Origin of the sequence: Paludibacterium paludis, from assembly GCF_018802605.1 — a bacterium.
Classification (GTDB): Bacteria; Pseudomonadota; Gammaproteobacteria; order Burkholderiales; family Chromobacteriaceae; genus Paludibacterium; species Paludibacterium paludis.
The window spans coordinates 2,271,959-2,286,373 of the sequence record NZ_CP069161.1 but is presented as its reverse complement, the minus strand read 5'-3'; the positions used below and the strand labels follow the sequence as shown (position 1 = coordinate 2,286,373).

Annotated in this window: 13 protein-coding genes; 10 read left to right on the top strand and 3 right to left on the bottom strand. The window is 63.6% G+C overall.

Features of this window, described 5'->3' with window-relative positions:
* Positions 1-129 precede the first annotated feature (129 nt).
* Genes JNO50_RS10305 through JNO50_RS10275 form a run of 7 tightly spaced genes read left to right on the top strand, consistent with a single transcriptional unit; the run spans position 130 to position 8,291 of the window.
* Positions 130-411, top strand: coding sequence for an STAS domain-containing protein (locus JNO50_RS10305; protein WP_189532999.1), 282 nt, complete (start codon positions 130-132; stop codon positions 409-411).
* Positions 401-2,383 carry a chemotaxis protein CheA gene (locus JNO50_RS10300; RefSeq protein ID WP_189532997.1) on the top strand — a complete coding sequence of 661 codons (1,983 nt, stop codon included), beginning with the start codon at positions 401-403 and terminating at the stop codon, positions 2,381-2,383. Before JNO50_RS10305 ends, JNO50_RS10300 begins: the two co-directional genes overlap by 11 nt.
* Positions 2,384-2,407: 24 nt before the next feature.
* The gene (locus JNO50_RS10295; protein ID WP_229804585.1) at positions 2,408-3,949 is read left to right on the top strand and encodes a methyl-accepting chemotaxis protein; all 1,542 of its coding nucleotides are present in this window, start codon (positions 2,408-2,410) and stop codon (positions 3,947-3,949) included.
* Positions 3,949-4,458, top strand: coding sequence for a chemotaxis protein CheW (locus tag JNO50_RS10290; protein WP_189532995.1), 510 nt, complete (start codon positions 3,949-3,951; stop codon positions 4,456-4,458). The genes JNO50_RS10295 and JNO50_RS10290 overlap by 1 nt, the downstream gene beginning before the upstream one ends.
* Positions 4,455-5,969, top strand: a complete 1,515-nt coding sequence (locus tag JNO50_RS10285) for a methyl-accepting chemotaxis protein (protein WP_189532993.1) — start codon at positions 4,455-4,457, stop codon at positions 5,967-5,969. The genes JNO50_RS10290 and JNO50_RS10285 overlap by 4 nt, the downstream gene beginning before the upstream one ends.
* A 24-nt stretch (positions 5,970-5,993) precedes the next feature.
* Positions 5,994-7,073: a protein-glutamate methylesterase/protein-glutamine glutaminase gene (locus JNO50_RS10280; protein ID WP_189532991.1), complete on the top strand. Its 1,080-nt coding sequence runs from the start codon at positions 5,994-5,996 to the stop codon at positions 7,071-7,073.
* A gap of 9 nt (positions 7,074-7,082) precedes the next feature.
* Positions 7,083-8,291 (top strand): EAL domain-containing response regulator, encoded by a 1,209-nt coding sequence (locus JNO50_RS10275; protein ID WP_189532989.1) that lies wholly within the window; start codon positions 7,083-7,085, stop codon positions 8,289-8,291.
* On the opposite strand, the gene JNO50_RS10270 is transcribed toward JNO50_RS10275, so the two are convergent.
* Positions 8,248-8,889 (bottom strand): LysE family translocator, encoded by a 642-nt coding sequence (locus JNO50_RS10270; protein ID WP_189532987.1) that lies wholly within the window; start codon positions 8,887-8,889, stop codon positions 8,248-8,250. The two genes, JNO50_RS10275 and JNO50_RS10270, sit on opposite strands and share 44 nt — an antisense overlap.
* Positions 8,890-9,032: 143 nt before the next feature.
* Here JNO50_RS10270 and JNO50_RS10265 point away from each other — a divergent pair, with 143 nt between their 5' ends.
* Both JNO50_RS10265 and JNO50_RS10260 read left to right on the top strand, forming a co-directional pair.
* Positions 9,033-9,518, top strand: a complete 486-nt coding sequence (locus JNO50_RS10265) for a YajQ family cyclic di-GMP-binding protein (protein WP_189532985.1) — start codon at positions 9,033-9,035, stop codon at positions 9,516-9,518.
* 178 nt (positions 9,519-9,696) lie between these two features.
* A complete protein-coding gene (locus JNO50_RS10260) occupies positions 9,697-10,623 on the top strand; it encodes a DMT family transporter (RefSeq protein WP_189532983.1) in 927 nt (308 codons plus the stop codon).
* 8 nt (positions 10,624-10,631) lie between these two features.
* On the opposite strand, the gene JNO50_RS10255 is transcribed toward JNO50_RS10260, so the two are convergent.
* On the bottom strand, positions 10,632-11,714 hold the full coding sequence (locus JNO50_RS10255; protein ID WP_189532981.1) for a M12 family metallopeptidase: 1,083 nt from the start codon (positions 11,712-11,714) through the stop codon (positions 10,632-10,634).
* Between the two features lie 234 nt (positions 11,715-11,948).
* Here JNO50_RS10255 and JNO50_RS10250 point away from each other — a divergent pair, with 234 nt between their 5' ends.
* Positions 11,949-13,460, top strand: coding sequence for a mechanosensitive ion channel family protein (locus JNO50_RS10250; RefSeq protein ID WP_189532979.1), 1,512 nt, complete (start codon positions 11,949-11,951; stop codon positions 13,458-13,460).
* Positions 13,461-13,480: 20 nt separating this feature from the next.
* Here the strand turns inward: JNO50_RS10250 and JNO50_RS10245 are convergent, their stop codons facing one another.
* Positions 13,481-14,395: a LysR family transcriptional regulator gene (locus JNO50_RS10245; RefSeq protein WP_189532977.1), complete on the bottom strand. Its 915-nt coding sequence runs from the start codon at positions 14,393-14,395 to the stop codon at positions 13,481-13,483.
* Positions 14,396-14,415 lie beyond the last annotated feature (20 nt).

Here is a 14,415-nt window from a genome sequence, read left to right as displayed (position 1 = left end):
TATGGTAACAAAAACCCGGTGCTCCGTGATGCCGCATTGATTACCTGTCTTGCCAGTGGCATTCACATATCCTAAACCTTATGTAAGTGGATGGTTTTTGCTGTGCTGTCTTTTCCAACGGGGGCGCTTTTGGACGACATTGCTCGCAGCCGGGCGCCGGCCTCGCTGACACTGGCCACGGTCGGGGATTTTCTTGACCAATGCCGGGATCGATGGGGGAAGGGGCAGGCGCTGATCGTGGAGCTTGGCGATGTCGGGGAAATCGATACCGCGGGCGCGCAATTGCTGGCCTGGCTGCAGCGCGAAGGCCGGCTGACCGGCCGTGCCGTCACCCTGGACTCTCCTCCGGCCCGTGTGATCGAAACAATGGCGATGCTGGGCCTGGGCAAGGGAGTGAGCGATGGATCTTGAACGGGCTCTGGCGGCGTTTCTTGAAGAATCGACCGAATTGCTCGCCGAGATGGAGTCCCTGCTGGTGGGCGCGGCCGACCGGCCGCTCGGATCGGACGAACTGAACGCGTTGTTTCGCGCCATGCACACCATCAAGGGATCGGCGGGGATTTTCGGCTTCGGGTATCTGGCGGCCTTCGCCCATGAAGCCGAAACCGTGCTCGACCGGATCCGCGATGGCGATCTCGCGCTCGGCGAGGCCGTGACCGGCGTTTTGCTGGATTGCCATGACCACGTCAAGGCCGTGATCGGTCAATGGGCGGCGCATGAGCCGATCGACGAAGCGCAGGGAGAGGTTTTGCGCGCCCGGCTGGCGGCGCTGCAGGAAGGTGCGACGCCGTTAGCCGGGGGCGAGGTGAAAGGCGCCGCCGCAACCTTGTGGCGCATCCATGCCGCGTTCGACCGGAGCGTGTTCCGCGAAGGCATGGAGCCGACGGATATTTTCGGGTATCTCGCGACCTTGGGCGATATTGTTTCAGTCGATGCTGACATGTCGCAAATGCCTGGCGGCGATGCGTTCGATCCGACCTCCTGTTACCTCGTTTTCACGATCGTGCTTCACTCGGACGCTTCCGTCGATGTGTTGCGCGGCGCGTTCGGCTTTCTGTCGGACGCTAGCGATATTCGTATCGAGCCGGACGCTTCCGCCGTGGCGACGGAGGCTTTGCCGGAGGTTGCCGCGCGGCCCGCGGACGACGAACCGGTCGCCGCGAGCCGTCCGGTGCCGGCGTCGCGCTGGGTCAAAGTGGAGGCTTCGCGCATCGATCAGGTGATCGATTTGGTCGGCGAGCTGGTGATCGCGAGCTCCGCCGCGTCTTTGATGGCGTTTCGTCACGAAGATCCGGCGCTCAGGGAAACAACCGAATGCCTGGTTTCGCTGGTCGATGCCATCCGCACCCGGGTGCTCGGTATGCGCATGATTGAAATCGGCGAGATTTTCGGGCGTTTTCCGCGCTTGGCGAGGGACTTGTCGTCGGAAACCGGCAAGCCCGTGCACCTTGAATTGCAGGGGAGCGAGACCGAACTTGACAAATCCATGGTCGACCGGCTGGGAGAGCCGCTGACGCACTTGGTGCGCAACGCCATCGATCATGGCATCGAGCCTGCCGACGCGCGCGAGCGCAGCGGCAAGCCCGCGATCGGGCATGTGCGTCTCGCCGCCCGCCATGAGGCGGGCAGTATTGTCATCGAGGTGAGCGACGACGGGGCGGGGCTGGATCGTGAGCGGATCCTCGCGCGGGCCCGTGAACGCGGGCTGGTGGGCGTCGCGGATTCTCCGGGCGATACGGAAGTGTTTTCGCTGATTTTCCTGCCGGGATTTTCAACGGCCGAGCAGGTCACGACACGCTCGGGGCGAGGTGTCGGCATGGATGCCGTGCGCCAGGTGATCGATGAGTTGCGCGGTACCATCGATATCGCTTCCCGGGAGGGCGAAGGAACAACGTTCCGCCTCAGGCTGCCGCTGACGTTGGCCATTATCGATGGATTCCTGGTGAAGGTGGCCGGCAGCGCATTCGTGATCCCGCTCGAGCGGGTGGTGGAGTGCGCCGAGTTGACCGGGGAGGGATTTCCTGCCGGATCGTTCGGTTGTCACGACCTGCGCGGAGAGATTCTCCCCATTATTGTGCTGTCGGCGTTTTTCGGCGTGTCCGGGCCGCGCGCCAGACGCCGCAATCTGGTGGTGGTGCGGTTTGGTGAGCAACGCGCGGGATTGGTCGTCGATGAGCTGGAAGGGGAGTGCCAGATCGTGGTCAAGCCTTTGGGAGAGCTGTTCCGCCATCTGAAGGCGCTGAGCGGGTCGACCATCCTGGGCAATGGCGATGTCGCCCTGATTCTCGACGTGTCGGCGCTGATCGCCATGGCCGTCGCCGCCTCGGCGCGCCAGTACAGCGTTGCCGAATCGCCGGGTTCGCAACCGGCAAAAATGCAGTAATTACTCAAAAAGGAGTGCATGGGCATGGCGAAAACACCAATGACAGTCGCGGCCCGGCTGGGATGGGGATTTGCGGGAATGATCCTGCTGATGGTCCTGAGTGTGTCGTCCGCGTTGTTGGCCTTGACCACGATACGGGATGCCGTGTCCGGCATGCATGTGAACAATGAGGAGGGGCGGCTGGCGGGGGCGTTGCTGGACGCCTGTCAGGAAATGAAGCTGTCGGCCCGTACCACGCTGCTGTTTCTCGACAACGATCACAAGCAGCGGGAGCAGGTGCGCTATGGCGAATACCGGCAGCGCTTCGCGGTGCAGCTCGATCAATTGGACGGGGTGTTCCGCGATGACCCGGCCACCACGGATCGTGAGCGGGACCTGATGGCGCGGATCCGTTCCTCCGCCGCGCCGGCCTTCGCCGCCACCGAAAAGATGATGGGACAGGCGTTGCGCAATGAGTACGAAGCCGCCCTGAAAACCCAGACCGAAGAAGTCGTTCCCGCGACGCAGCGCCTGACGGTGGCGCTCAAGGATATCGCCGAATTCGAAAACGGCCTGAATACCCGGGCCGAAGAGCGCGTGGGGGGTATTCTGGATTCCGCCCGCTGGGTGCTGATCGCGCTGGTGCTGGTCTCCATCGGGCTGGCCGTGCTGATCTCGCTGGGACTCTTGCGTTACTTGCAGCGCAGGCTGGGCGGGGAGCCCGCCTATGTGGCCTCGATCATGCGTTCGATGGCCGAGGGGCGGCTGGATGTGGATGTGCGTGTGCGACCCGGCGATACCCAGAGCCTGGTCGCCACGATGGCGCGGATGCTTGCCAAATTGCGCGAGGTGATTACTCAGGTCAAGTCGTCGGCCGACAGTCTGGCGGCGGCGTCGTGGCAAGTCAGCGCCACGTCCCAGGCGCTCTCGCAGTCGGCCAGCGAATCGTCGTCGGGGCTGGAGCAGACCACCTCGTCGCTTGAGGAGATGACCGCCGCGATCAGCCATACTAACGATAATGCGCGCGTCACCGACGCGATGGCGAGCAAAGCGGCCCACGAGGCGGGGGAAGGCGGTCAGGCCGTGGGCCAGACCGTTTCGGCCATGCGGCAAATCGCGGAAAAAATCGGCATCATCGACGATATCGCCTACCAGACCAATCTGCTGGCGCTTAATGCCGCCATCGAGGCGGCGCGGGCCGGCGAGCACGGGCGGGGCTTCGCCGTGGTAGCCGCGGAAGTGCGCAAGCTCGCCGAGCGCAGCCAGGTGGCGGCGCGCGACATCATTGATGTGGCGGACGGCAGTGTCCGGCTGGCCGAGCGCGCTGGCGAGCTGTTGAACGAAATTGTCCGCTCCAGCATGAAAACCGCCGACCTGGTGCAGGAAATCACTGCGGCGTCGGGTGAGCAGGCGACGGGTGTATCGCATATCACCGGCGCGATCCAGCAGTTGAACGCGTCCACCCAGCATAACGCATCGGCCAGCGAGGAGCTGGCGGCCACCGCGGCGGAGATGAACAACCAGGCTGAACACTTGCAGGCGATGATGAGTTTCTTCCATCTGGGGCAGGCAGAGACGGGGTCCTGATGGAAACGACGAACGTTATGGCGGGTGGTCGGGAGACCGGACAGTACCTGACTTTCCAGTTGGGGCGGGACGTGTTCGGCGTGGATATCCGCGAGGTGAGGGAAATCATACAGTTCGTTGCGCCCACTCCGATTCCGATGACCCCCGATTTCATTCTCGGGGTGATGAATCTTCGCGGAGAGGTGGTGCCGGTGATCGACCTTGCGCGCCGTTTCGGGCTGGAATCCACCCAGGTGAAGCGCCGCAGCTGCACGATCGTCATGGAGCCGCGCGAGGGCGGTCGGTTGCGCCACTTGGGCATCATTGTCGACAGTGTTTATGAAGTAAGGGACGTCGATGCCGCGGACATCGAGCCGGCACCGTCGTTCGGTGCCGATATCCGGCTCGATTTCATCGCCGGGATGGCCAGGCTCGACGGACGGTTCGTGATTCTTCTCGCGGCGGACAAGGCCTTGTCGTTCGAAGAAATGGTGCTGCTGGCCGAAGCCTGCGCAGAGGGCGAGGGATGACGCGAAAATTGCCGATCGGCCTGTGGCTTGGTCTGGTGTTCGGTTGGCTGGCCGTCTTGACCGCGCTGTGCGCCGTGATGGCCTGGGGCGCCCTCGATCGCGTCGAGACGAAGCGCGAGCAGGCGGCCTGGGTCGCCTCGGAGCCTTTTCCCCGGGTTCAGGCCGTGCAAGACGCATTGTTCGCCTTGCGCGGCAGTTACCGGGATGCGCTGACGGAGCGGGACCCCTCCCGTCTGGCACAGGTGGTGTCCCATTACCGCCTCTGCCGGCAACGCCTGCTCGATGCCCAGGACAGGCTGCATGCGGTGATCGCCGGGCGGGCGGCGCTGGCCGCGTGGAGCCGGGATGAACTGGACGCGAAGGCCGCCGCGGCCGGCCTGCTGCCGGTTATCGATGAAATGGTCGGCATGGCCGCCCGGGGGGAGCGTGATGACGCCATGCGGGTTTATGTGCTGCATGTGCAGGGGCAGAGCGAAACCCTGTCCGCGCCGCTGCGCCGTCTGGTGGGGACCGCGTATGAGGCCCGCAGTCAGGCGGAGGAGGCGGTGATCGCGACGCGCGCGACGCTGACGGGGTGGCTCATTGCGCTGCTGGCGGCCGGTGTGCTCAGCGGGCTTGCCGCGTGGTGGGCGTGCCGGCGGTTTTTGTTGCGGACGCTGGGCGGTCCGCTTGAAACACTATTGGCGCGGATGCTCATGCTCGCCGACGGGCGGTTGCCGGAAGATGACGGGTGCGTCCGGCCCGGCTCTGTCATGGCCGGAGTGAGCGAGGTTGCGCAACGCTGGCGGCGGATCGTCGGCGAAGCCCGGCGGATGCTATCGGTGGTGCGTGCGCTGGCCGACCGCTCCGAGCGGGCCGCCTCGGAGGCCAATCTGGCCGCCATCGAGGCGAGCGCCGGGTTTGCCGCGCTGTCCACGGCGCTCGATCATTTGGGCCGCTCTTTTGATTTGTCCCGCGAGACGTTGCGCCGAAGTGCGTTGTTTTCCGATGAAGCGGCTCAGGGCGCCGCCGAAGGGGAAGAGGCGGTGTCGCGCGCACTCGATTCGCTGGCCGCCATGTCCGAGCGTGTGCGCGCCATCGGCGCTCTGGCGAGGCAAACCCGGTTGCTGGCACTCAACGCCGCCGTCGAAGCCGCGGCGGCGCGCTCCGCCGGCGATGGCCTGCATGTGGTGGCGGGCAATGTTCGCGATATCGCCGAATCCACGGCGGCCGCTGTGATCGAAGTCGAGGAGCTGCTGTCGGCGGCGCTTGGCGGCATGCGCGCGACGGGAGGGTTCCTGACGCGCGGGGCCGTCGATGCCGGTGAATTGGCCGACCGGTTGGCGGCGATGGATCGGGCGGCGAACGGTCAGGCGGCGCGGGTAACCGGTCTTGACGAGACCTTGCGCGGCATGGTCGGGGCGTCATCGGGCAACTGCGACCACGCGGCGCAAATTCACGACATGGCCACCGAGCTGGAGCGTCAGGTCGGACGGCTGGAAGGGGAGCTGGCGTTTTTCAGGGATGCATGACAGGACTCGACAAGGATGGGGACCATGACAATCAATGTAATGGTGGTGGACGATTCGGCCGTGGTGCGGCAAGTGCTCAGCGAAGTCCTCGAGCAGTCGCCGGGCATCAAGGTGATCGGCACGGCGACCGACCCGATCATGGCCATGGAAAAAATGAAAGCGCAATGGCCCGATGTGATCGTGCTCGATGTGGAAATGCCGCGCATGGACGGCATCACTTTTCTCAAGCAATTGATGCAGACCCGGCCCACGCCGGTCGTGATCTGTTCGTCGCTGACTCAGAAGGGTACGGAAACCACCATGCAGGCCATGGCGGCCGGCGCGATCGAAGTGGTCGCCAAGCCGACCAGTGGTGTGCGGCAGTTCCTGCAAGACAGCGGCAATACCCTGGTCAATGCCGTCAAGGCCGCGTCGATGGCGCGAATGAACCGGGTGCGCTCTTTGCCCTCTACGCCTTCGATCAGCGATGCGCGGCCGAAATTGTCCGCGGACGTCATTCTCGAAGCCGCTTCGCCGGGCAACGCCGCGATGGTGCAGACGACAGAGCGCATTGTCGCCATCGGCACCTCGACGGGCGGCACCCAGGCGCTGGAAGCCATTCTGACCACGCTCCCCCGAACGTGCCCCGGCCTGGCGATCGTCCAGCATATGCCGGAAAAGTTCACCGCGTCGTTCGCCGACCGGCTCAACCGCCTGTCGCAGATCGAGGTCAAGGAAGCGGAGGACCGCGACCGCATCCTGCCGGGCCGCGCGCTCATCGCGCCTGGCGGCAAGCACATGATGATCAAGCGCAGCGGAGCCTTCTATCAGGTGGAGGTGGTGGACGGGCCGCTGGTCAGCCGGCACAAACCTTCGGTGGATGTGCTGTTCCGTTCCGCCGCGAAATTCGCCGGCAAGAACGCCTTGGGCATCATCATGACCGGCATGGGGGATGACGGCGCGAAAGGCTTGAAAGAAATGCACGACGCCGGTGCCGGTACCATCGCGCAGGATGAGGAGAGCTGCGTGGTGTTCGGCATGCCCAAAGAGGCCATCAAGCTTGGGGCCGCCGATGAAGTGATGGCGCTGGACAAGATCGCCCAGGCCATTTGCCGCTTGCGTTAGGGGAGAATAATGATTATTTCTCAGTTCCGTTCGGCGTTGATTGTCGATGACAGCCGCTCCCAGTCGATGCTTGAGGACATGGTCTGCCGCGAGGTCGGCATCGAGACGGTGTACGCCGCGGAAAACGGACTCGAAGGTCTGGAGCGCGCGCGCGCGGTAAAGCCCGACTTGATCCTGCTTGACTTGGAAATGCCGGTCATGGACGGGGTGGAAGTGCTGCAGGCCATGGCGCGCGAGGCGCTGGCGATTCCGCTGGTGGTGACCTCGGCGAAGGATTTGCGCCTGCTCAATACCGTCGAGCTGATGGGGCGCGAATTGGGCTTGCCGGTGCTGGGCGCGCTGAGCAAGCCGGTCACCGCGCCCGATCTGGCCGACTTGCTGGCGCGCTGCCGCAGGGTAAGCCCGCATCCGGACATGGTGTCGGCGCGGGAAGTGCGCGATGCGCTTGATCAGGGGCGCGTGGTGGCATATTTTCAGCCGAAAGTCGATCTGAGGGACAGCGCGGTGAAAGGTTGCGAGGTCTTGGCGCGCATGTTCGACGCAGGGGGGAATGTCGTGGGTCCGGACCGTTTCGTGCCGGTTCTGGAGGCTCAGGGCTGGGGCACCGAATTGACCATGGCGATGCTGGATCAGGCGTTGGCGGCCTGGAAAATCTGGCATGCCAAAGGCATTGATCTTGTGATGTCGGTCAATATCTCGCCCCGTTCCCTGACCGGCAACCGTCTGGTCGGTGAAATCGAGAGGAGGGTGCGGGAGGCCGGCGTGCCTCCGGCCGCGATCCTGTTCGAAATCACCGAGACAGCGGTGGCCGATACCGTCACCGATGCCATGGCGATCACGGCGCGCTTGAGACTCGCCGGTTTCGGCCTGTCCATCGACGATTTCGGCACGGGTTTCGCTACCGTTCAACAATTGAGGCGCTTCCCGTTCACGGAACTGAAGGTGGACAAATCGCTGGTGACGGCGATTGCCCAGAAGCCTCACTTGGCGGCGATTTTCGACGGGGTTGTGCAATTGGCCCGGCAATTGTCGCTGACTTCGGTGGCGGAAGGGGTCGAGACCGCCGCCGACCTCGAGGCGCTCAAGGCGCACGGTTGCGAGGTCGGGCAGGGGTTTTTGTTCGCCCAGCCGATGCCGGCGAGCGATTTGCCCGTGTGGGTCGGCAACCGGAGGCTTAACGGGTCGGGGCAAACAGCAAGCGCACGCCCAGGGCGATGAAAACACCGCCGGCCATGCGGTCCAGCCATTTCGACGCTGAAGGGCTGCGTGACATCCAGCGCCCGATGTGGCCGGCGAAATAGCCGAGCGCGCCGAACAGCAGCGCGCCTTGCAGGGTGAATAGCGTGCCGTAGAGGGCGATTTGCCAGCCGGCGTGGCCGAGCGACGTGTCGACGAATTGCGGCAGGAACGCCAGGAAGAACAAGACGACCTTGGGATTGATGGCGTTGGCGATCAGCCCCCGGCGGAAATAGCTCCACGACGAAACCCGTTCGGCCTCGTTCGGCGCGTTGGCGCGGAACGCCGAGCCTGAGCTGCGGATGGCTTGCCAGCCCATATGCACAAGGTAGACGCCTCCGGCGAACTTGAGCAGAGTGAAGGCGACCGGCGAGGCCGCGATAAGGGCGCTGATGCCCAGCGCCGCGAGCAGAGTATGGTTGAGGCAGCCCAGCGCGCAACCCAGACCGAACATCATGCCTTCGCGGCGGCCGCGAGCGATTCCCAGGCTCAGTACCATCAGATTGTCGGGGCCGGGGGACAGGGTGATGACGAGGGCTGCGGCCATGAAGGCGGCCAGGTGGTCGGGGGCGGGTATCATGCGGTGGCTCGGGGGTGGTGATGAACGGACTGCCGATGATTCCCGAATTTCCATTCGCGGGCAAGTGCGGCGCGGGCGGGTGACAATGATCGGCAAGGGCACTACAATCCCGAAGCACCATAAAAGTAAGGAATAAATTACTTATGCCGTCTTTTGATATCGTCTCCGAAGTGAATATCGTCGAAGTGCGCAACGCCGTCGACCAGGCCTCCAAGGAAATCGGTACGCGTTACGATTTCAAGGGCAGCGACGCACGCGTCGAAGCCGCGGAGAAAGTGCTTACCGCCCACGCGGACGCCGAATTCCAGCTCGACCAGGTCAAGGATATCCTGATCGGCAAGCTGTCCAAGCGCGGCGTCGATATCCGCTGCCTGGAATATGGCAAGCTGGAAAAGGTCAGCGGCAACAAGGTCAAGCAGACCATTACGGTGCGTGAAGGCATCGAGGGCGAACTGGCCAAGAAAATCGTTCGCCTGATCAAGGATTCCAAACTGAAGGTTCAGGCCAGCATCCAGGGCGATGCAGTGCGTGTTTCCGGCGCCAAGCGCGATGTGCTGCAAGAATGCATCGCGCTGATGCGCAAGGAAGTCCAGGATTTTCCTCTGCAGTTCAACAACTTCCGCGACTGATCCGGCGCGCGCCCTGGCCGGCGCGTGCCTCTCGTTTTGCTGCCGCTCGATTCGCCTGTTGTTTTTCTGTTTGGAAAATTAGAAAAATCTTATGTAGATTGTATCCGCTTGTCGTGCGTCAAATCCGGCGCGCGGCGGCGGATCTAGACTGGCATCATCCGGTTACTGAAATGTTTGTGTGAAACTCTCTGCACGCGGCCTTCTCTGGCCAATCGCCTGCCTCTCCCTGGCCATGCTGTTCTGGGCCAGCAATGTCGTGATCGCCCGCGGTTTCCGAGCCGACCTGCCTCCGATGTGGCTGGCCTTCTGGCGTTGGGTCATCGGCGCCGGTGTTCTTCTCCCTGTTCTTGGCCGTCAATTGTGGCGGCAACGCCGCGTGCTGTGGAGCTTGCGCTGGCACTATCTTGTCCAGGCGGGTATCGGCATCGTCGGAACGTCGGCATGCATTTATCTTGGCGTGGCGACCGCCAGCGCGACGAGCGCCGCGGCCCTGCAAACGCCGACCCCGGCATGGATCCTGCTGATCGCCGCGGTTTTCCAGCGGCGCCGAATGAGCTGGAACCAGGTGCTGGGCGTGGCCGTGTCGATGTTCGGCGCCCTGTATATCGCGGTTGAAGGCGACATGGCGCGCCTTGCCGGATTCGAACTCGGGCGCGGCGAGCTTTGGCTGCTGGCATCCAGCGTCTGCTGGGCCGTGTATACGCTGTCGCTCGATGCCATGCCCAAAAAAGTCACCACCACCTTGTCCATGCTGGTGCAGATGATTCTTGGCGGACTTCTCCTGCTGCCGATGGCGATGATCGCAGAGCCGGGTGCGGCGATGCCCGGCAGCTGGCCGACCGCCTCATGGATGGCGGTGCTCTACCTCGGCATTTTCCCCTCGGTGGTCGCCTACACGCTTTACAATATCGGCGTGAATAAACTGGGCTCCCAGACCGCGGGAAGCTTCGACAACCTGATGCCGGCCTTTTCGAGTTTCCTCTCCATCACCTTCCTTGGCGAATCGCTGATGGCATATCACGTGCTGGGCTTCATCGCCTGCGTGGCCGGGGTGACGCTCACCAGCATTGTCTGGGATCCGTTCGCCCGGCCCGTCGAGCACTGAGGCCGTAATCAGCGCGTTCCCTTTGGCGACAGCAGCCAGAGGAAAGCCCGGTCGGTTTTCAGCGCGCCGTTGTCCCGGGTCGGGCGATCGAGACCCACCGTCCCGTCGTGGAACCGCCTGAGCGCCATCGGTGTGCTGGATTCGGCCAAGTGCAGGCGGTCGTCCTTCCATGCCCAGCGTTGGTGATACGAGCCCGTGCAAGGCTGCAGCAACGCGCGGCCGGGGCGCCCTCCGGTGACGACGGCGAGGCAGAGCGCCGGGGGCATGGCGTTGACGATCTCCCCGGTCGGGCCGAAACGCCAAGCCTGAGCCGGGTGATTCGGCTGACAGACCGTCAATTCCACCCGGCCGCCGGGATAACGGCTCAGGCACTGGTCGCCCTCCAGCGACACAATGCGACCGCCGCCGGCCGCGAATGCGTCATTGCGGTCGGTGACGCGTTTCGCGCTTTCCGGATAGAGTTTGGCCAGTCCGACCACATCGAGGGCGGACAGTTGATGCGGTTCGCCCTGCGAATGGATGGGGTGAGCCGGATCGCGGCTGTGGACCAGGGGCGGGGGGTACTGCATCACGGAGTCCCGGTCATATTCCGTGAGCTTCCTGGCGGAGTTGTAGGTGTGCCTCAGCCAGTTGCTTTCGCCAAGCGTAACGTACCGGTCCCGGTCGCTGCGCTGATGCTCGTGCAGCAATCCTGCGGCGTGGCCCATTTCATGCAGATTGTAGAACAGTGAAGCGGCGCAGCTGCGCGACATGCTGAAAATCTCGATGGGGTAAGGGCTTTTCCCGGCGCCGGTGCCGCACAGTGTGTCGTGCGGCCTGAGCACCAGCCGATGCGACTCGCCCTGGCGCGGCAAAAACAGGATGCCGGTCTGCCGCCGGTAGGCTTCCGCCGCGCTTTCGAACTGACGGCGTCCTTCTTCGGGATAGTCCTCGGCATACTCATAGGGAATGACACCGTTGGGCCAAAGCGCCTGGGACGAATGGACAAGCGCGCGGCGCTGCCGTGACGGCGTATCGCCGACGTCCGCCGCTGCGCCGCCCAGCGCCAGCAATGTGGCAAGACCGGCAAACCGTGTTCGGGTCGATATCATCTGGTAGCCTCATGAGTGTCATTGTCTGCCTGTCACGATAAGGGCGCGCTGCGCCGCCCGGTATCGGTGTTGTGCCGGACAGATCGGATCCGCCTTCTTCTTTACCCGGAGACTTGGCACAGGCAAGCGTCGGACGTGGGAGAACCGCCCCGGATGCGCATTTATTACATCTGACATCAAACGCCCACGCGATGGGCTATGCTGATAAAAAAAGGTAAAACAGGACGCCGCATCATGACGCAGCCCAATTCGTTCGGCTGGTTTCAAGCGCATCTGCCCTGGCTGCTTGTCACGATTCTTTTGCTCTTGCTGGTCTATCTGCGCAGGCCGGATCACCGCGAATCGATTCATTCGTCCATCATCCTGGCGGGATTGCTCCTGCTTGCCGGCATGGTTCAGCTGTTTTACCCCGACATTCTGCCTCTGGCCGATTCGGCCGCGTTTCTGTCTGGCGCCGTGGATATCGGCATCGGACTTCTGTTCATCCGGGTGTGGGGCCTGATTGTCTTTAAACTGCTGCTGCCCCTGGCCCGCATCAAGCCGCCCGCGATCGTTGCCGATATCGCGGTATCGATCGCCTATCTGGTCTGGGGAGCGATCCGCTTGCACATGGCGGGAATGGCGGTGGGCGAGATCGTCACCACGTCCGCCGTGCTGACCGCGGTCATCGCCTTCGCCCTGCAGGATACGCTGGGCAACCTGCTGGCCGGCATCGCCATCCAGCTGGACAACTCGATCCGGGTCGGCGACTGGATCGCGCTGGACGGAGTGGCCGGGCGTGTGTCCGAGATCAATTGGCGCGCCACCAGCCTTGAAACGCGCAACTGGGAAACCGTGGTGATTCCCAATAGCCAACTGCTGAAGAACCGCTTCACGGTTCTTGGCAAGCGCAAGCACGCACCGTTGCAATGGCGTCGCTGGGTCTGGTTCGATCTGACCCTGGAGACCTTGCCGTCGCAGATCATCGCCATGGTCAACAAGTCGCTCGCCGAAACGCGTATTCCGAATGTGTCCAAGGAACCTAAACCCAACTGCATCCTGATGGATGTCGAACATGGCGTGGCCCGTTTCGCCGTGCGCTACTGGCTGACCGACTTGCAGGAAGACGATCCCACCGATTCGGCGATCCGCAACCTGATCGATGCGACCTTGCGGCGCAACGAGCGGCGCCTGACTCCGCCGATTTTCAATGTGCTGATGACCAAGGAAAAAGAGCAGATTCATGCCAGGCACAAGCGCCATACCAAAGAGCGGGTTCAGCACCTGCAGCGTTTGAGTCTGTTCGGCATGCTGGGCGAGGAGGACCTGCTGATTCTTGCCGATAGTTTGAAATTCACGCCGTTCGTAGCCGGCGATACCATGCTGGAGCAGGGCGAGGTATCGCAATGGCTATTCATCGTCATGTCCGGTGAGGCCGAAATGCGGGTCGCCACACCCGATGGCGAAGGCATGTCGCTGGGCCGGCTGGGCCAAGGGGAGTTTTTCGGGGAAATGGGGCTCCTGACCGGAGAGCCCAGCCTGTATTCGGTGAAGGCGTGCCAGGATGTGGAGTGCTACCGGGTGGGCCGCGAGCTGTTCCAGGAAATTTTCCTGAAGCGCGAAGAACTGGTCGGTCTGCTGTCGGAGGCCTTGCAGCTTAGGCTCAAGGAGCAGCAGCGGTTATGGGAGAACCTGCCGGCCACCCCGGCCGCCGCGCCGCCAGCGGACCTGCTCGGCACGCTGCGCTCGTACTTTGGCCTGGGTTGACCGCGGGGTCGCGCGTTCCGTCATCGCACGGGAGGGCTGGGTTGCTCCGCCTCGCCGAAGATGGCCGCGAGGGTGTCGATGAACAGGAGCGTGCGCGCGGGCAGGAACCGCCTGCTCGGATAGACGACCTGAATCGGCGCGGCGGGCGACGCCCACTCCGGCAACACCTCGACAAGCCGCCCGTCGGCCAGTTCCGCGCTGACGTCCCAGATCGAGCGGCGCACGAGCCCCATGCCCGCCATTGCCCAGTCGTGCGCCTGTTCGCCGTTATTCGTGACAAAACGCCCTCTGATCCGCTGCGAGTGCGTGGCGTTACCGTGGGTGAAACGCCAATCGACATAAGGCGAGGACGCGCGGTTGATAACGATGCAGTCATGCCCGGCCAAATCATCCGGGTGTCCTGGCGTCCCGTTGCGCGCCAGATATCCGGGGGTGGCGCAGATCACGCGCCGGTTGCTGGCCAGTGTGCGCGCGATCAGGCTGGAGTCTTCCGCCGCGCCTATCCTCACGGCACAATCGAAGCCGCTTTCAATCAGGTTCTCCACCGCGTCGGACAGGGACAGTTGCACGCTCAATGCCGGATGCCGGGCCGCGAGCCGCGCCGCCGCCGGTCCGACCCAGCGCCGACCCAGCGCGATGGCCGAGCTCACCTTCAATACACCCCGCACATGCTCCGGAGCATGGGTGATTGCCGCTTCCGCATCCTCCACGTCGGCGAGAATCGCCTGGCAGCGCTCGAAATAGAGCGCACCTTCTTCCGTCAAGGCCAGATTGCGCGAAGAACGTTGCACCAGCCGCACGCCAAGCCCGGTTTCAAGGCGGGTGAGCCGCTTGCTGCAAACGGCGGGGGACATTCCCAGCTCCCGCCCTGCTGCGGACAGGCTGCCCGCCGCAATGGCCCGTACGAAAAGGCGCATGTCGGCCAGGTCGATCATCGAAAATCCTTTCGGTTACG